The organism is Blastococcus sp. SYSU DS1021 (genome assembly GCF_054050995.1).
This window is the reverse complement of record NZ_JBJHAL010000009.1, coordinates 35,959-52,827: the sequence shown is the minus strand read 5'-3', so window position 1 is coordinate 52,827 and position 16,869 is coordinate 35,959. Positions and strand designations below refer to the sequence as shown.

The 16,869-nt window shown below is 75.9% G+C and carries 16 protein-coding genes; 6 read left to right on the top strand and 10 right to left on the bottom strand.

Translation table 11 applies throughout. From position 1 onward, the window contains the following. Nucleotides 1–7 precede the first annotated feature (7 nt). From ACI8AP_RS08775 to bluB, 3 genes are read right to left on the bottom strand one after another with little or no spacing between them, the layout of a single operon-like run. A complete protein-coding gene (locus ACI8AP_RS08775; RefSeq protein ID WP_456588957.1) occupies nucleotides 8–817 on the bottom strand; it encodes an adenosylcobinamide-GDP ribazoletransferase in 810 nt (269 codons plus the stop codon). Continuing rightward, nucleotides 814–1,359 carry a bifunctional adenosylcobinamide kinase/adenosylcobinamide-phosphate guanylyltransferase gene (locus ACI8AP_RS08770; RefSeq protein WP_456588956.1) on the bottom strand — a complete coding sequence of 182 codons (546 nt, stop codon included), beginning with the start codon at nucleotides 1,357–1,359 and terminating at the stop codon, nucleotides 814–816. The genes ACI8AP_RS08775 and ACI8AP_RS08770 overlap by 4 nt, the downstream gene beginning before the upstream one ends. Then, on the bottom strand, nucleotides 1,356–3,056 hold the full coding sequence (bluB, locus tag ACI8AP_RS08765; protein ID WP_456588955.1) for a 5,6-dimethylbenzimidazole synthase: 1,701 nt from the start codon (nucleotides 3,054–3,056) through the stop codon (nucleotides 1,356–1,358). The genes ACI8AP_RS08770 and bluB overlap by 4 nt, the downstream gene beginning before the upstream one ends. Before the next feature lie 181 nt (nucleotides 3,057–3,237). Here bluB and ACI8AP_RS08760 point away from each other — a divergent pair, with 181 nt between their 5' ends. Further along, on the top strand, nucleotides 3,238–4,263 hold the full coding sequence (locus tag ACI8AP_RS08760) for an acetamidase/formamidase family protein (protein WP_456588954.1): 1,026 nt from the start codon (nucleotides 3,238–3,240) through the stop codon (nucleotides 4,261–4,263). Between the two features lie 78 nt (nucleotides 4,264–4,341). Here ACI8AP_RS08760 and ACI8AP_RS08755 read toward each other — a convergent pair whose 3' ends face one another. The 3 genes from ACI8AP_RS08755 to ACI8AP_RS08745 are packed head-to-tail and all read right to left on the bottom strand — an operon-like array spanning nucleotide 4,342 to nucleotide 5,897. Next, nucleotides 4,342–4,749 carry a TIGR02588 family protein gene (locus ACI8AP_RS08755; protein ID WP_456588953.1) on the bottom strand — a complete coding sequence of 136 codons (408 nt, stop codon included), beginning with the start codon at nucleotides 4,747–4,749 and terminating at the stop codon, nucleotides 4,342–4,344. Between the two features lie 15 nt (nucleotides 4,750–4,764). Continuing rightward, nucleotides 4,765–5,571, bottom strand: coding sequence for a TIGR02587 family membrane protein (locus ACI8AP_RS08750; protein ID WP_456588952.1), 807 nt, complete (start codon nucleotides 5,569–5,571; stop codon nucleotides 4,765–4,767). Then, nucleotides 5,568–5,897: a hypothetical protein gene (locus ACI8AP_RS08745; protein ID WP_456588951.1), complete on the bottom strand. Its 330-nt coding sequence runs from the start codon at nucleotides 5,895–5,897 to the stop codon at nucleotides 5,568–5,570. The genes ACI8AP_RS08750 and ACI8AP_RS08745 overlap by 4 nt, the downstream gene beginning before the upstream one ends. Nucleotides 5,898–6,135: 238 nt before the next feature. On the opposite strand from ACI8AP_RS08745, the gene ACI8AP_RS08740 reads away from it, so the two are divergent. Continuing rightward, nucleotides 6,136–7,683, top strand: a complete 1,548-nt coding sequence (locus ACI8AP_RS08740; protein ID WP_456588950.1) for a phosphatase PAP2 family protein — start codon at nucleotides 6,136–6,138, stop codon at nucleotides 7,681–7,683. 159 nt (nucleotides 7,684–7,842) lie between these two features. Next, nucleotides 7,843–8,757, top strand: coding sequence for an alpha/beta fold hydrolase (locus ACI8AP_RS08735; protein WP_456588949.1), 915 nt, complete (start codon nucleotides 7,843–7,845; stop codon nucleotides 8,755–8,757). On the opposite strand, the gene ACI8AP_RS08730 is transcribed toward ACI8AP_RS08735, so the two are convergent. Continuing rightward, nucleotides 8,724–10,319 (bottom strand): sulfite oxidase, encoded by a 1,596-nt coding sequence (locus tag ACI8AP_RS08730; RefSeq protein ID WP_456588948.1) that lies wholly within the window; start codon nucleotides 10,317–10,319, stop codon nucleotides 8,724–8,726. The two genes, ACI8AP_RS08735 and ACI8AP_RS08730, sit on opposite strands and share 34 nt — an antisense overlap. A 333-nt stretch (nucleotides 10,320–10,652) precedes the next feature. On the opposite strand from ACI8AP_RS08730, the gene ACI8AP_RS08725 reads away from it, so the two are divergent. Continuing rightward, nucleotides 10,653–11,417: a metallophosphoesterase gene (locus ACI8AP_RS08725; RefSeq protein ID WP_456588947.1), complete on the top strand. Its 765-nt coding sequence runs from the start codon at nucleotides 10,653–10,655 to the stop codon at nucleotides 11,415–11,417. A gap of 40 nt (nucleotides 11,418–11,457) precedes the next feature. Here the strand turns inward: ACI8AP_RS08725 and ACI8AP_RS08720 are convergent, their stop codons facing one another. Both ACI8AP_RS08720 and ACI8AP_RS08715 read right to left on the bottom strand, forming a co-directional pair. Continuing rightward, nucleotides 11,458–12,741: a phospholipase D-like domain-containing protein gene (locus tag ACI8AP_RS08720; protein ID WP_456588946.1), complete on the bottom strand. Its 1,284-nt coding sequence runs from the start codon at nucleotides 12,739–12,741 to the stop codon at nucleotides 11,458–11,460. Nucleotides 12,742–12,852: 111 nt separating this feature from the next. Next, complete coding sequence (locus tag ACI8AP_RS08715; protein WP_456588945.1) at nucleotides 12,853–13,113, bottom strand: hypothetical protein; 261 nt, start codon at nucleotides 13,111–13,113, stop codon at nucleotides 12,853–12,855. Nucleotides 13,114–13,491: 378 nt separating this feature from the next. On the opposite strand from ACI8AP_RS08715, the gene ACI8AP_RS08710 reads away from it, so the two are divergent. After that, entirely contained in the window at nucleotides 13,492–14,649 is a 1,158-nt protein-coding gene (locus tag ACI8AP_RS08710) for an AI-2E family transporter (protein WP_456588944.1), read from the top strand. A gap of 24 nt (nucleotides 14,650–14,673) precedes the next feature. On the opposite strand, the gene ACI8AP_RS08705 is transcribed toward ACI8AP_RS08710, so the two are convergent. Beyond that, the gene (locus tag ACI8AP_RS08705) at nucleotides 14,674–15,342 is read right to left on the bottom strand and encodes a hypothetical protein (protein WP_456588943.1); all 669 of its coding nucleotides are present in this window, start codon (nucleotides 15,340–15,342) and stop codon (nucleotides 14,674–14,676) included. Between the two features lie 189 nt (nucleotides 15,343–15,531). On the opposite strand from ACI8AP_RS08705, the gene ACI8AP_RS08700 reads away from it, so the two are divergent. Next, nucleotides 15,532–16,839, top strand: coding sequence for a class I SAM-dependent methyltransferase (locus tag ACI8AP_RS08700; RefSeq protein ID WP_456588942.1), 1,308 nt, complete (start codon nucleotides 15,532–15,534; stop codon nucleotides 16,837–16,839). Nucleotides 16,840–16,869: the final 30 nt, after the last annotated feature.

Sequence of the window (16,869 nt, the reverse complement as noted above, 5' to 3'; positions counted from 1 at the left end):
CGGCGGCTCAGGTCCACGCCTCCCCGGCGGCCAGCACGACCAGCGCCACCGTCGTGCCGACCTCCACCAGGGCGCCGAACACGTCACCGTTGACCCCGCCGAGCCGCCGGTCCGCGTGCCGGGTCAGCAGACCGGTCGCGGTGAGCGCCACCGCGACCGCGGCGACCGACCACGCCGTCTCCGCGGCGGATCCGCCGGCAGCCGGCACCGCCGCGGCCACCGCGACGACCAGCACCGCGGTCGCGACCACCCGCACCGCAGCCGAACCCGCACCGGCCACCAGCACCCCCAGCGAGGACCCCGCTGCCGGTCGCCGCGCCGCCGCGTGCAGCACCGCCACCCGGCCGGTGACCGTCGCGAGGACGACGGCGAGCACGCCCTCACCCCGTGTGGCCCCGCCGAGGACGGCCGCCAGCGCGGCGACCTGCACCAGCACGGTGCAGGCGATCGCCGCGACGGCGAAGGCGCCCACCTCCGGGCGCCGCATGATGGCCAGCGCCTGCTCGGCCGGTCGCCCGCTGCCGAGGCCGTCGGCGAGGTCGGCGGTCGCGTCCAGGTGCAGCCCCCGCGTGAGCAGGGCGAGCGCCACGACGACCAGCGCCGCGGCCAGCAGCGGCGACCCCTCCGCGCCACCGCGCCAGACGGCCAGCCCGGGGAGGGAGGCGAGCCCGCCCAGCACCAGGCCGACCACCGGCAGCCAGCGCAGCACGCCCGCCCCCGGGGTGCGCGCCCGTTCCGGCACGGGCAGCACGCTGAACAGGCCCAGCGCGGCGAGCAGCCCCCCGCTGCCCGCCACCGACCGCGGTGCCGCGCTCACCGCAGCCGCTGCGGGAGCCCGGCGGTGACCAGCCAGACCCGCTGGGAGGCGGCGGCGACGCGGGCGTTGAGGATGCCGAGCTCGTCGCGGTAGCGGCGGCCCGAGGCGGTGGCCGGGACGACTCCGGACCCGACCTCGTTGCTCACCGCGACCACCCGGCGGCGGGTGCCGGACCAGGCGTCCACGACGTCGTCGACCGCGGTGGCCAGCCGCGCATCGGCGCCCTCGGCCGCGGTCCAGACGCCGCAGTCGTCCATGACCCGGGCCAGCCAGGTGGAGAGGCAGTCCACGAGCAACGGCGGCCCCGGCTCCCCCAGCACCCCGACGAGGTCGACGGTCTCGACGGTGCGCCAGGACGCCGGGCGGCGGTCGCGGTGCAGGGCCACGCGGTCGGCCCACTCGGGGTCACCGCCGTCGGCCGGCAGTCCGCAGGCCACGTACTCGACGCCCCTGGCGCGCGTCAGCAGCTGCTCGGCGTACCGCGACTTGCCCGAGCGCGCCCCGCCGAGCACCAGCACGCGGCGCGGTCGCCGCGGGATCACCGGACCCGCCCGGCGGTGTGCCGGGCGCGCAGCGCGGTGAGCAGCAGCTGCGCGGCGAGCACGGCGCCGATGCCCTCCCCCGCGCGCAGGCGCAGGTCGAGCAGCGGCTCGAGCCCCAGCTCGGTGAGCACCGCGGCGTGCCCGCGCTCGCGGCTGCGCTGGCCGGCCACCAGCGCCGGCTGCGCGGCCGGCTCCAGGCGCACCGCGACGACGGCCGCGACCGAGGTGACCAGCCCGTCGAGGACCACCGGCACCCCGGCCGCCGCCGCGCCGAGCGTGATCCCGGTGAGGACGGCCAGCTCCGGCCCACCGAGCGCCGCCAGGGCCGTCAGCGGCTCGTCGAGCGCCGGGCCGTGCTCGGTCCGCGCGCGGTCCAGGGCGCCGCGGACGACGGCCCGCTTGCGGTCGAGCATGGCCGCGTCGGCGCCCGCCCCCAGGCCGACGGCGTCGTCGGGGTCCAGGCCGAGCAGGCCGCAGGCGAGCGCGGCCGCCACCGTGGTGTTGCCGATGCCGACCTCACCGAGGCAGACCAGGCCGTCGGCGGCGAGCTCGTGCCCCAGCGCCCGCCCCTCCTCGACCAGCGCCTCGGCGACGGCCGGGGTGAGGGCGTCCGCGGTCAGCAGGTCGCCCTGGGCCTCCGGCGAGACCGCGTGGTGGGCGCGGACCCGCAACCCCGCCTGCCGGGCGGTCGTCGCACCGAGCGACTCACCGCTGCGGGTCGCGGCCAGCACGTCGGCGGTCACGGTGAGCGGGTAGGCGGAGACGGCGTGCGCGCCGGCGACGGGGTGGTCACCGGCCACGACCACGAGCGTGCCGGCGGCGGGCACGGGTCCGGGCAGGGCCAGCACGCGGTCGGCCGCGCGGTCGAGCACCCCGAGCGACCCGGGCACGGCGAGCAGGTCGTCTCCGGTGTCGCGCGCGGCCACCACGGCCTCCGGCCGCGGCCCGGCGAGGTGGCTGACCGGAGCGGCCGGGCTGTCGTCGGCCGGCCACCGCTCGTGCAGGACGACGTCGTCCAGCGCGGCGCGGGTGGACCAGCCGTGCCGCACGAGGCCGGGCTCGGGCGGCCGCTCGTCGGGCCAGCCCAGGCACAGCCAGCCGAGGGTCTGCACGCCGTCGGGCAGGTGCAGCAGCTCGGCCAGGTCGGCCGGCTGGAAGAGCGTCACCCAGCCCATGCCGAGGCCGGCGGCGCGGGCGGCCAGCCACATGTTCTGGATGGCGCAGGCACAGCTCCACAGGTCGGCGTCCGGGAAGGTCGCGCGGCCCAGCACGCCGGTGGCGTGGGTGCGGCGGTCGCAGGCGACGACGACGCCCAGCGGCGCCTCGCGGACGCCCTCCAGCTGCAGGTCGAGCAGCCGGGCCCGGCGGTCGGGGGTGAGCAGCTCGGCCTGGCGCAGCCGCTCGCGGTCGGCGAGCACGGCCGCGCGGTCGCGGGTGGCCTGCTCGGTGACGACGACGAAGCGCCAGGGCTGCGAGTGCCCCACCGACGGCGCCCGGTGACCGGCCTCCAGGACCGATCGCAGCAGCTCCGGGGGCACCGGGTCGGGGCGGTAGCGGCGGATGTCGCGGCGCGCGCCGATGACCGTGTGCAGCGCCTCGACCGTGCCGGGGTCGAGGGCCCAGCCCGCCGGGTCCGCGGCCCGCTCGGCGGCATGGGTGCGATCGCCGATCACGGGGACCGGCCGGGGCCAGGTCATGCCTGCGACCTCCCTCAGGTGCTCCGCCTCCCGCCGGCACAACCCTCGCACGGTGGCGCGCCGATCCGGGCACCGGGCCGGATGATTCCCCCGGGCGGGGCCGGCGATCCCGGTGCCCGCGCCACCCGCTGCCCCGTCCCGCTGCACCGGCCCCGGCCGGACTCCCACGGAGGAGGAACCCGTGAGCCTCGAGGTCGTCCGACTCGACCCCACCCCCGACCAGTACCGCTACAGCTTCGGCGGCCCCGTCGAGCCCCTGCTGCGGGTGCGGCCGGGCACCGTGGTCGAGCTGACCACCGAGGACTGCTTCGGCGGCCGGGTGACCGGCCCCGACGACCTGCCCAGCCGGGTCTGCGACTTCTCGCAGCTGAACCCGGTCACCGGCCCGATCCACGTGGAGGGCGCCGAGCCCGGTGACACCGTCGCCGTCCACTTCGTGGAGATCGCGCCGGCCCGGGACCGGGCGGTGTCCACGACGTTCCCGCACTTCGGCGCGCTGACCGCGACGCACAGCACGGCGATGCTGCACGACCCCCTCGAGGAGGTCGTGTGGGTCTACGAGGTCGACCGGGAGCGGGGCATCTGCCTGTTCCGCCCGCGCCGCGGCGGCCCGGAGGTGGAGCTGCCGCTCGATCCGATGCACGGGACGGCCGGCGTCGCACCGGCCGGCGGCGAGGTGTTCGCCAGCATCACGCCGGGCGCGCACGGCGGGAACATGGACACCCCCGAGCTGCGCGCGGGGACGACGGCGTACTTCGGCGTCAACGTGCCCGGCGCGCAGCTGGCGATCGGGGACGGCCACTGCCGCCAGGGCGAGGGCGAGGTCTGCGGCACCGCGGTGGAGGCGGCGATGCGCACCGTCGTCGTCGTCGACCTGGTCAAGGGCGCGGCCACGCCGTGGCCGCGGCTGGAGACCGACGACTTCCTCATGTCCACCGGCTCCGCCCGCCCGCTGGAGGACGCCTACCGGGTGAGCCAGCACGACCTGGTGACCTGGGCCGCCGAGCTGACCGGCTGGGACACCCTCGACGCCTACCAGCTGGTCAGCCAGGCCGGCCTCGCGCCGACCGGCAACGTCGTGGACACCAACTACACGATGGTCGCCAAGCTGGCCAAGCGGTACCTGGGCCGCGACGGCGTCACCGTCGCCGACGGCGTGCACGACCGGCTGCGGCAGACCGCGTCGGCCTATCTCGCCCAGCGCTGAGGCGCAGTCGGATCGGGTCGTCGTCGTGCCGCCCGACCGGCACGGCGACGACCCCGGACCGGCGGTCGTGCAGCAGCGTCAGGGGGCGGCGTAGCCCGACGGCCGGAGCTCGAGCCGGCCGTCGCGAGGGTCCTCGGAGAACAGCAGCGCGCCGTCGCGCCGGCTGTCCGGCGGCACGTAGTCGACGACGGCGGAGGCCTGCTCCGCCTCCCGGCCGTCCCGGGAGAGGGCACCCGACACCTGCACCTGCGCGGCGGTCCGGCCACCGCTGTTCTCGACCCGGAAGTGGACGGCGTAGCCGTCCCCCCGTGGCTCGACCGCCGTCACGGTGACCGAGAGGGCGGGGTCCGCACCCCGTCCGGTCACCGCCTGCTGAGCCAGGAACCCCAGCAGGGCCACGACCAGCAGACCGCCCAGGGCACCCAGGACGTACTCCCCCGCCGTCGTCCGCTCCTGCCGGGCGCTCCGGTCCCCGGACTCCGCCATTCGATCCCCTCCCACTCACAGGATGAGCCGCGCTGCCGCGGCTCCGATGCTGGCCGGGAAGGCCAGCACGACGCACTGGCCGACGACGACGGCGGGCCCCGCGCCGTCGAACCGGCCGAACGTCCAGAGCACGTAGCCGGCGACCAGCAGCGCCACGGCGTACCCGACCACCGTCAGGGTGAGGAACGACCGAACGAACCCGCCGGTGGACCGTTCCTGCCCGCTGAAGCCGACGGCATAGACGAAGCCGTGCATCACGGCCAGGCTCAGGACGACCAGGGCCAGGGTGCCGAGGATGCTGGTCCTCGCGGCCATGAGGACGACCTCCTCGGTCGGCGCGATGTTCGCGGCGAAGACCACCGCACCGGCGAGCATGAGGAAGACCTCGTGCCCGTAGTGGCCCGGCTCCCGCCGCCGGCTGCCGAGCCCCAGCTGGCTCCGGGCGTACGACGCGCCGACGGCAGCCGGCAGGGCCTCGATCGCGACCACGGAGAACGCGTCCTCCCAGTTCTGGATCGGGTCGATGATGCCCAGCACCCCGAGCACCAGCGCCGTCGCTCCCGCGGCGACCAGGAGGGCGACGCCGGCGTCGGCCAGGTAACCCCCCACGCCGACGCCGCCGGGCCCGGTGCCGAAGTACCGGGAGAGGGCGATCACCAGGGCGACGGTCGCGGCCACCAGCAGCGCCAGCCGGTACCGCTCGACGGTGTGTGCCAGCCGCCACAGCTCCATCGTCATCATCAACGGCAGGGCGAACAGCAGCGCCCCACCGAACGCCCGGCCGACCCCCCTCGCCAGCTCGTGGTCGCGGGTGGCGGTCACCCCGCCCCCGCTCCGCCCGCACCGGGGCCGGCAACCGGGCTCGTCGCCTCCCCCACGACCGGCTGCGGGGGAGGTGGCTCCGGTCGCCCCTGGGCGCGGGCGAAGGCGTGCGCGATGGGGACGTCGGTCGACGAGTGCGCCAGGATCGAGGCGAGGACGACCAGCGCCACGAGGTGGAACATCGCGTCTGCCCCGGGCACCCCGGCGTCGAGGACGAACCCGGCGAGCAGGAGGAGGACGGCGGTGGAGAGCACGGTCCGGTTCGCCAGCCCGGAGAAGAGCACAGCGGCGAACAGCAGCAGCGCGAAGGCGAGGAGGAGCTCCACGGCCGTCCCCTACCCCCGGTCCCGCCCGTCGACCTCATGACGGTTTCCGGACGAAAGCCCCGGTAGGCGTGAGGGGGCGGTTGCGGCGAGCAGCAGCACCTCTCGCTCGACGCCCTCCGGCTGGGGACGACCGGCGGCGGCGCGGGAGCGCCGACCGGTGGCAGCCGACCGGGCCGTCACAGGATCGTCGGGTCGACCCCCGTTGCCCCGTGGGGAACGCCGGGTAGCGATCCCTGCCATGGACCGGGACGCCGAGCAGCACCGCCCCTCCCGCCCGCGCGCCGAGGCCGCCGACGGGGTCGGCCGGTTCGGCGTCCGCGCCCTGCTGGGGTGGGCCGCGCTGCTGGTCGGCGCCGTGCCGTTCCTGCTGCTCCTGCTGCTGGTGCAGCAGGAGTGGTCGCCGCTGGCCTCGCTGGACGGCGAGGTGGCCGCCGACCTCAACGCGGTGGTGAGCGACTCCCCCGCGCTGGTCCGGGTGCTCCAGGCGGTCACCGACCTCGGCAGCAACGCGGCGGTGATCCTGCTGTTCACGCTGACCACCGCCTTCCTGCTGATCCGGGGTCAGCGCCGGCTGGCCGCTTTCGTCGTGACCACCGGCGTCGGGATGGCGATCCTGGTACCGCTGACCAAGGCGCTCATCGGCCGCGCGCGGCCGGTCGTGGCGAGCCCGGTCAACGAGCTGCCCTCCAACGCCAGCTACCCCAGCGGCCACGCGACGCTCTCGCTGGTGACCTTCGGGATGCTGGCGCTGCTCGTCCTGCCCGCGGTGCGCCGCCGCGCGCGGCCGTGGGTCGTGGCCGCGGCGTTGCTGCTGACCCTCGCCGTGGGCTTCACCCGGCTGGCCCTCGGTGTCCACTTCGTCACCGACGTCCTCGCCGGGTGGTTCCTGGGGGCGGGGCTGCTGGCGGTCACGACGGCGGCCTTCCGCGGCTGGCAGCACGACCACCGCCGGCGGACGGCGGCGGCGCCGGACCCCCTGGACGTCGACCCCCACGAGGTGCCGCACCTGGCCACCTCCGGCCAGTCCGCGCTACCGGACGGTCGTCGCACGGCGCTCCGGCTGATGGGCGCTGCCACCGCGCTCTCCCTGGTGCTGATCGCGCTGGGGCTGCTGGTCACCGCGGTGCTCGGCGACAGCCCCCTCGGCCGGTTCGACCGGGAGGTCGTCCGCACCGTCGTCGAGCTGCGCACCCCCACCTGGACCGACGTCGCCACCACGGTCGAGCGGCTGGCGGGGACACCCGCGTTCATCGCGGTGTCCCTCACCCTCGCCGTCGTGTCGCTCGCGATCACCGGCAGCCGGCGGCCGGTGCTCTTCGTCCTCGTCACCGTGCTCGGGGAGCTCGGCATCTACTTCGTCGTCTCGCGCACCGTGGAACGCGCCCGGCCGCCGGTGGCCGACCTGACGTCGGGTCTGGTGACCCAGGCGAGCTGGCCGTCGGGCCACGTGGCCGCCGCGGTGGCGCTCTACGGGGCACTTGCCGCGCTCGTCATCACCTTCGGCCGCGGCCGGTGGCGCTGGGCGGCGCTCGCCGTGCCCGTCCTGGTGGCCCCGGCGGTCGCGCTGGCCCGCATCTACACCGCGGCGCACTACCCGACCGACGTGCTCGCCGGGCTGGTCCTCGGCACCGTGTGGGTGCTGGTGTGCTGCCGCCTGCTCCTGCGCGGGGTGGCGGACGAGGTGCGCTACCCCCGGTCCCGGGTGGCCGGTGAGCCGGCGGGCCGCTCGGTCGCCGTCACGGAACCGCGAGGCGGCTTGACCCTGTCGCGCTCCGGTCCGGGGTAGAGCCGTCCACCACGCCGGGCATCCACCGCGGGCCCTCCCCGCACCCGCCGACGTGGCTCGGCCCCGCAGGCGTCCGGCGACGCCAAAGCCGGTTGTGCACGACCGGATCGTCATCACATCGACACACCGCCCCTGGCGGTCCCGGGGTACTCCTGCCGCATGACCGACGTGACCTCCTTCGACGGCACCCGCCTGGCCCTCCACTCCTGGGGAGCCGAGGACGCCCCCCTCCTGGTCCTCGTGCACGGGTTGGGGATGTCGACCGACTCCTGGGGGGAGGTGCCCGAGCGGCTCGCCGCGCGCTACCGCGTCGTCGGGTACGACCTGCGCGGGCACGCGCAGAGCGGGGACGCGCGCTCGGGAAGCTACGGCCTCGCCGCGCACGCCCAGGACCTCTCCGCGGTGCTCGGCGCCGTCGTGCCCGAGGGGGGCGCCGCGGTGGTCGTGGCGCACAGCCTCGGTGGCGGCATCCTGCTTTCCCACGTGGACCGCTCCGGTGACGAACGCATCGGCGGGGTGGTGTTCGTCGGCTCGGGTGGCTCGGGCGTGACCGCTCCCGGGTTCCCGGCGCGGCGCCTCCCCCGGCGGGCACAGGCACAGCTGCGGTCGACCTGGTTCTCGCTGCTGCGCACCGGCGCGCGGCTGGGCCGGCGGATCCGGCCGGTGCGCACCGTGTCCGACCGGGCCATCCGGCGCTTCGCCTTCGCCCCGGGCGAGCCGGTCGAGCTCGTCGAGCGGGTCCGTGACGACTTCCTGAGCACCCGGCCGCTCGCGCTGGCCGGCACCACCCTGGCCAGCCTCTCGCACAACGGCGTGGAGCTGGCGCCGTCCCTGCGGGTGCCCACGCTCCTGGTGCACGGCAGTCGGGACCCCGAGGTCCCCCAGGATGAGATCGACGAACTGCTGTCCGAGCTGCCCGACGGCGAGCTCGTCACGGTCCCCGGCGCCGGCCACATGCTCCCCCTGACCAACCCCGACGTCGTGGTCGACCAGGTGTCCCGGTGGGCCCAGCGGGTCGCCGGTCGCCAGGACGCGGCGGCTCAGCCGTCGACGGCCACCTCGATCACCGGGTAGCCGGCGGCACCGTCCGGCGCGACCGGGGTCCGCTGGTCGGTCTGCACTTCACCGCCTCCGTCGGTCGCCCGGGCGGCGATGCGGTGCCGGCCGGGCGTCGCGTCCCACGGCAGGTACCACTGCCGCCAGCAGTCGACGTCGAGCGACTCGGCGAGCTCGGCCTGCTGCCAGGGCCCGTCGTCGATCCGGACCTCGACCCGCTCGATCCCACGGGTCGGTGCCCAGGCGACACCGGCGATCGGCCGCCGCCCGGGCTCGACCGCGGCACCGGAGCGTGGCACGTCGATGCGCGCCTGCGTCTTGACCGGCCCCTCCTTGGCCCAGCCGCGGGGGATCCAGTAGCCGTCGACGCCCCAGTCGGTGAGCTCGATGGCCGAGAGCCACTTGGTCGCCGACACGTAGCCGTAGAGGCCGGGCACCACGAGCCGGGCGGGGAAGCCGTGCTCGGCGGGCAGCGGCTCGCCGTTCATGGCGACGGCGACCATGGCCTCCTCGACGTCGAGGGCGGTGAGCACCGGGAAGCCCGCGGTGAAGCCGTCGACGGAGCGGCCGACGAGCTGGGTGGCCCCCTGCTGCAGACCGGCCCGGTCCAGCAGCGCCCGGAGCGGAACGCCCTGCCAGCGGGCGTTGCCGACGAGGTCCCCGCCCACCTCGTTGGAGACGCAGACCAGCGTCACGTCGGCCTCGATCTGCGGGAGCGCCATCAGCTCGGCGTAGGTCAGGCTGAACGGCCGGTCGACCATCCCGCGGATCTCCAGCCGCCAGTCGTCGGGGTCGACGGTGGGCACGCGCAGCGCCGTGTCGATCCGGTAGAACTCCGCGTTCGGGGTGAAGAGCGGGGTGAGCCCCGGGATCTCCAGGTCCGCCTCGGCGGGAACCGGCCCGGCCGGCCGCGCCGGCACGGGGAGCCGGATGGCGGCGCGCAGGCTGTCGAGGCGCTCGCGCCCGGACAGCAGGTAGCCGCCGACGCCGGCGAGGACGCCGAGCAGGGTGGCGCCGCCGGTGACGGCCAGGAAGCGACGGCGGTCGAGCGAGCTGAGGACCGGTGCGCCGTCTGCGCCGGCTCTCGGCTCCGCGAGCAGTGCCCGGCTGGGCAGCGCCCGCAGCAGCACGTAGAGCACGGCGACGCCGGCGGCGGCGCCGATCGCGCCGACGAGCGCGCTGAGGAGCCCCGGGGTGCGGTCGTCGGTCAGTGCGACCACGACGCCCAGGGCCGCGAACAGGGCGATGCCGCCGGCGGCCAGGGCGAACCGCCGCCGGGCGAGCAGCCCCAGGCCGGCCCCGAGGAGTGCGGACACGACCAGGATGCCCCCGATCAGCACCGGCTTGTCCGCCGTGCCGAGGGTGGCGATGGCCCACTGCTCCAGCCACCCGGGCACGCTGTCGATGACCGTGTCGCCCACCGCGATGATCAGCGAGGGCGCCCGGGGGATCGCCCCCGCGGCCAGTTCCTCCACGCCGAGCGCGACGGCGACCGCGGCCAGGCCGGCCGCTGCGGCGCCGCCGCGGCTCGACGGCCGGGTGCCACCCGGGGCTCCTGCTGCGCGCGCCGCGTCGTCCACCACCCCCGCCCGATGTCCCGGTTGCCGTCACCGGACACCGCCGTGGCCGAGATCGACGCCGAACCGTCACGAACCCTCAGCCCGGGGTCGTTGCGGTCCCGTGACGCCCGGTATCGCCGGGACAGGGGCGGGTAGTCCCGGCGCCGGCGCGTCCCGCCCCCATCGGCCGGCACGGTCCACGGAGCCGGGAGGCCGCGAGAACGAGGAGGGGACGCCAGGTGAAACGGTGGCTGACCTGGACGGCGCTCGCGGTGACCGGTCTGCTCCTCACCCGTCCTCGCGTACGGCACGTTCGTCGAGCCGCGGCTGATCCTCGACACCGAACGCGAGGACGTGGCGCTCCCGCGGCTCGGCCACGAGTGGACCGGCACCGAGGCGGCGCTCGTCGCCGACCTGCAGATCGGCATGTGGCTGGCCAACGTCGGCATGGTGGAGCGCGCCGTCGACCGGATCGTCGAGGAGCAGCCGGACGTCGTCCTGCTCGGCGGAGCCTTCATCTACGGCGAGGACAGCCCTCCGGGGCCGAAGGTGGACGCGGTCATGGAGATCCTCGCCCCGCTCGTGGACGCCGGGATCCCGACCTACGCGGTCCTCGGCAACCACGACTACCACGCCGGCGGAGCCGACGAGATGACCCGCGCCCTGGAGGACGCCGGCATCCCGGTGCTGCAGAACGAGGCGCTGACGATCCCCGGGCCCGACGGCGCCGAGCCGCTGTACCTGGTGGGCATCGGCCCGGTGCGACCCGGTCTCGCCGATGCCGAGGCGGCCCTGGCCGGGGTTCCGGAGGATGCGGCGCGGCTGGTGCTGATGCCCAACCCGCTGAGCTTTCCCGAGCTGCCGGCGGGCTCCGCTCCGCTGGCCGTGGCCGGGCACACCCACTGCGGCCAGATCGCCCTGCCCTTCTCCGACCACTGGTCCTGGTTGGAGGTGACCGCGGAGGAGAAGATCGTGGCCGACGCGTGGGGAAGGCAGGGCTACGGGGCGGAGGGCAACCGCCTCTTCGTCACGTGCGGGCTCTGCTTCAGCGTCGTACCGGTGCGGATCAACGCGCCCCCGCAGGTGGTCTTCTTCGACCTCCGGCGCGGGGAGGGCTGAGTCCGCACTGCCCCGCGCCATCGGCACGTCCCGCAGCGGATCAGGGCCGGCGGCCGGCGAGCCCGATCGCTCCCCAGCCGCGCAGCGGCCGGCCGACGACGTCGGACGCCACCTCCAGGGCCCGCCTCCGCAGGCTCCGCGCGCGCCACTGCACCGGGTCGACGCGCTCGCTGCGGCCCACGTCCTCGTCGAAGTGCGCATCCAGCAGGGCGGCCACCGACGGATCGTCGGCCACCAGGCACACCTGCTCGTTCAGCGCGAGGGACCGGGTGTCGAGGTTCGCCGTGCCCAGCATCGCGACCGCGCCGTCGACCGTGACGACCTTCGCGTGCAGCAGCGACGGCTGGTACCGCCAGATCTCGACCCCGGCATCGAGCAGCGGCTGGAAGTCCAGCTCCCCCTGGAGGTGTACCGACGACCGCTCGACGCGGGGTCCGGCGACCAGCACCTGCACCTGGACGCCCCGCTCGGCGGTGGCGACCACCAGCTCGCGGAGCCAGCGCGGCAGCCGGATGTAGGGGGTGGTGACACGGACGCGCCGGCGCGCCGACCGCAGCAGCGCGGCGACGGCCACGGCGGCCTCGCTCCAGCCCGGCTGGGACGGCGGCCGGATGACCTGGACCGCCGTGCCGCCCGCCGCGGCGAGCTCGGGGAACCGGTCGTCGTCGGACACCAGTCCCCCGGGGAGCCGGACCTGGGCCTGCATCCACGTCTGGAGGAACGCCGACCGCAGACCGGCGACCGCGGGGCCCTCGACGCGGACGGCGGTGTCCCGCCAGCTCCCCGGGTGCCGACCGTCCCCGGTCCACGTCGTGTCCACCCCGGTGCCGCCGGTGAACGCCACCGTCTCGTCGCAGAGCAGCACCCGCCGGTGCGTGCGCAGGTTGAAGACGCTGATGCGCGCGGTGTGGAGCGGCCGGTAGAAGAAGACGGTGCACCCGGCCTCCCGCAGCACCCGGAGGTCGGCCCGGTCGATCTGCTTGGCCCCGTAACCGTCGAGCATGATCCGCACCCGGACGCCGTCCCGGGCCCGGTCGGCGAGCGCCCCGGCCATCTGGTGGGAGATCTCACCGCCGCGCCAGGAGAACCACAGGAGGTCGACGGTCCGCCGCGCCGCGGCGACGGCCGCCAGCAGCGCCGGGAACGTCTCGTCGCCGTCCTTCAGGACGTCGACCCGGTTGCCCTCGGTGAACGGAACGCCGACCAGCGCCTCGAGCACCCGCCGGGGGCTCGCCTCCGTGGCGGCGCTCGCGGCCCGACGGCCGCGCTCCCCCGATCGCACCCCGGCCGGGGCCACCCCGTCCACCGCACGTCCGGCAGGCACGCAACGCTCCTCTCGATCCGCACGTCGGTCGCCGACGGGGTGTCCGGGAACGCTGCGGCTGAACCGCGCCCCCGGGGACCGTCAACGGATCGACACCGTCAGGCGCGGGAGCTACCCGCGCCCCGCCGCGACGGCGACCGCCCGCAGACGCTCGTCGAGGAGGTGGTCGACCATCCGTGACCGGCTGTCGATCGTGACCAGCAACGTGGCCTCCAGATCGGCGAGCTCCTCCTGACGCCGCCGCACCTCGGCGAGTTCGCGTTCCGCGTCCCGCCGGATGCCGCGGCAGCAGTGCAGGTCCCCGTCGATGGCGGCGATGCTCCTGGTGGAGGGTGGGGACCCGACGGGGCGCGACAGGACGGGCTGGGACATGGCTTCCTCCGGCGGTACGGGCGGCGACTGCATCGGGTGGCGCGTCGTCGGATTGCCCTCCCGGGTGCCGGCCGGCACGGGCGTCGCCCCGTCTGACACAGAGCTGCAAGGCGATCGCAACAGAGCCGGCGGGGGTGGTCCGAGGAGGAGGGCTCGGCGGCCGTCCCCGCGGGCCGCGTCGACGTGCGGCACCAGCAGCCAGGACGGCTGATCAGCCCGCTCGACCGGCCGCCAGCGCCCTGGTGGCCGAAGATGCGCACGTGCCCGGCGCCCGGTGCCGGGGCGAGAACCGCGGGACGGGCACCCATGGATCGGAGGACGCACGGTGCGGACGGGATGGCTTCGGTGAGACGGTGGTCGAGACGAGGGTCGGGCGAGATGCCGAGGAACCCTCCCGACGCGCCCGCGGTCCCGGCCGACGCGCGGGCGGGCAGCGGTCACGTCCCCGCCGCGCTGCCCACCGCACCGGCGTGGGCGGTGCGGACCCTCGTCATCAGCGCTGCCCTGCTCGCGCTGGCCGGGATCGGCTGGCTGCTGTTCTGGTTCCTGCTGCGGCTGCCGCTCCTGACGGTGGCCATCGCCGTCGCACTGCTGCTGACCGCCATCGTGGAACCGATCGCCCGGTGGCTCTGCCGGGGACTCCCCCGTGCGCTCGCCGCGCTGCTGTCGGTCCTGTTCCTGCTGGGCGTCCTGGTCGGCGTCGGCTTCCTCATCGGGTTCCGTGCCGCCGACCAGCTGCGGAACCTCACCCGGCCGCTGGCCGCGGGGATCGACCGCATCCGGGTCTGGCTGATCGAAGGGCCGCTGGGCCTGGATCCCCAGCAGGTCACCGAGGCCCGCAACGCCGTGGTGGACCGCATCTACCAGTTCGCGCCCGAACCGACGGCCGCGGCCAGCATGGCGCTCTACGGCCTGGCCGCCGTCCTCCTGGTGCTCTTCCTGACGTTCTTCCTGCTCAAGGACGGCGCATCGATGTGGGCCTGGGCGCTGCGGCTCGCCCCCGACCGGCGGCGCGCCCAGATCGACGGCGCGGGGCGTTCGGCGTGGACGGTGCTGTCGCAGTACGTGCGCGGGATCATCATCGTGGCGCTCATCGACGCGGTGGGCATCGGTGCCGCGCTGCTGGTCCTGGGCGTCCCGCTGTGGGCGTCCCTGACCCTGCTGACCTTCATCGGCGCCTTCGTCCCGCTGTTCGGGGCAACGGTGAGCGGGGCCGTGGCGGTGCTCGTCACCCTCGTGACCAACGGCTTCGCCGACGCCGTGATCGTGCTGATCGCCGTCCTTGTGGTGCAGCAGGTCGAGGGGAACATCCTGCAACCGATCATCGTCGGGCGGACGCTCCGGCTGCACCCCGCCGTGATCCTCGTCGCGGTGACCGCGGGCACGATGCTGTGGGGGCTGCCCGGTGCGCTGCTGGCCGTTCCGCTGGTGGCCGTCGCCTACCGGGTCCTCGGCTACCTGCGCGAGCACCCGGTCGCACCCCCGGCTCCCCCACCGGCCGCCCTCCCCCGGCAGCCGGCGCCGGGCGCTCGCTGATCTCGCCGGCGGGCGCCGGGCGTTTCAGCCGGCGGGCTGCGGCACGGCCTCGACGTCCCGCGCCGCGATGGCGATCTCGCCCCCGAGGTCGGTGAAGAAGGCCTCGGGGTCGTCGACCAGCACGTCGGCGGCGATGCCGAAGACGGCCTCGAAGCGGTCTCGGGAGACCCGGCCGACCGTGCCGGTCACCCGCTGGACGTCTCCCACCTCCAGGTCGCCCGGCGGGGTGGCCGTGATCACGCCGACGGTGTTGCCCGCCCCGTCGGCGAGCCGGAAGGCCGCCCCCACCTCGCTGACCGCGACGATGTCGGAGACCTCGGCCACCACGGTGACGTCCCGGCCGATCAGGGCTGCCGGATCCTGGAACACGCCGGCGGGGTCCTCGACCGGCCGCGGTGGCGCCTCCGTTCCGGGCGTCGCGCCGTCGCCGGAGTCCGCGCCGCCGTCGTCGGACGGTGGCGGAGTCGGCTCCGACGACGGGCGCGACCGCTCCTCCAGCGCCCTGACGCGCTCGCGGAGGGCGGTGATGTCGTCCCGCAGCTCCTCCAGCTCCTCCGCGGCTCCCGGGTCGGTCGACGGCTCCGGCGCCTCGTTCCCGCAGCCGGTCAAGCCCCCCACCGCCAGGGCGAGGGTCAGCACGGTCCCGGGGACGACCGCTCTCCTCCCGGGCCGCGTTCCCTGGTGGCTGCGCATGCCTCCTCCTTCCCCTCGGCCGGTGTGCCGACGCCGCTCGGACCGGCTGCCGGCCACCCACCAGCCTGCACCCCTGGAGCGGACCGGGCCCAGCCTCCGTTACCCGTTCGACACGACGCCCGGAGAACCGGTGGCGCGGGCGGGTGAGAACGCTCGCGGTGCCGGTGGTCCTTCTGCCAGGGTCGGGGCATGGCACGACGAGGCGCGAGTCAGCTGGTCGAGGAGCTGGGAACCCTCCTCCTGGGGGCCCCGCTGCCCCTGTCGGTGCGCTGCTGGGACGGCTCCGAGACCGTCGTCGACGGAGCACCCACGCTGGTCGTGCGCCACCGACGTGCCCTGCGCCGCCTCGTCCACGCGCCGGGCGAGCTCGGGCTCGCCCGGGCCTACGTCAGCGGCGACCTCGACGTCGAGGGCGACCTCTACGCCGTGCTGAGCTTTCCCGACGACCTGCCCGCCCGGCCGGAGCTGCGCCTGGACCGGCGGGCGCTGGCCCGGCTGGCCGGCCCGCTGCTCCGGCTCGGGGTGCTGGGACCGCCGCCCGCGCCGCCGGCAGAAGAGTCCCGCGTGCGCGGCATCCGTCACTCGCTGTCGCGGGACCGGAAGGCGATCAGCCACCACTACGACGTCGGCAACGACTTCTACCGCCTGCTGCTGGGGCCTTCGCTGGTCTACAGCTGCGCCTACTTCCCTGACCCCGGTGCGACGCTGGAGGAGGCGCAGGAGGCGAAGCTCGACCTGGTCTGCCGCAAGCTCGGGCTCGAGCCGGGCATGCGGCTGCTCGACGTCGGCTGCGGCTGGGGCTCGCTCGCCCTGCACGCGGCGTCCCGCTACGGCGTCTCGGTGGTCGCCGTGACGATCTCCGAGGCCCAGGCCGACCTTGCCCGCCGGCGGGTCGCCGACGCCGGGCTCGCCGACCGCGTCGAGGTCCGGCTGCAGGACTACCGCGAGGTCGCCGACGGGCCGTTCGACGCGATCGCCTCGGTCGGGATGGCCGAGCACGTGGGCCGCGCCCAGCTGCCGTCGTACGCGTCCGGGCTGCACGAGCTGCTGCGCCCCGGCGGCCGGCTGCTCAACCACGCGATCGCGCGCGGCCCCGCGGCCGGCCCCGACCGCCCCGACCCGGGCTCGTTCCTCACGCGGTACGTCTTCCCCGACGGGGAGCTCCAGCCGCTGGCCACGCACGTCCAGGTGCTGGAGGAAGCCGGCTTCGAGGTGTGCGACGTCGAGGCGCTGCGCCGGCACTACGCGCTCACCTGCCGGGCCTGGGTGCGCAACCTCGAGGACCACTGGGACGAGGCCGTCCGGCTCGCCTCCCCCGGCCGGGCCCGGGTGTGGCGGCTGTACCTCGCGGGCTCGGCCCTGGCCTTCGAACGGCACCGCGTCGGGGTGAACCAGGTGCTGGCGGTGAAACCGGGCGGGGAGAACCGGCTTCCGCTGCGCCGCCCGGACTGGGCCGGGGCCACGGTGCCACCCGCCGGGAACGACGCGGGCTCGTGACCGGGAGCTGTCGCGCCGACCACCCCTCCG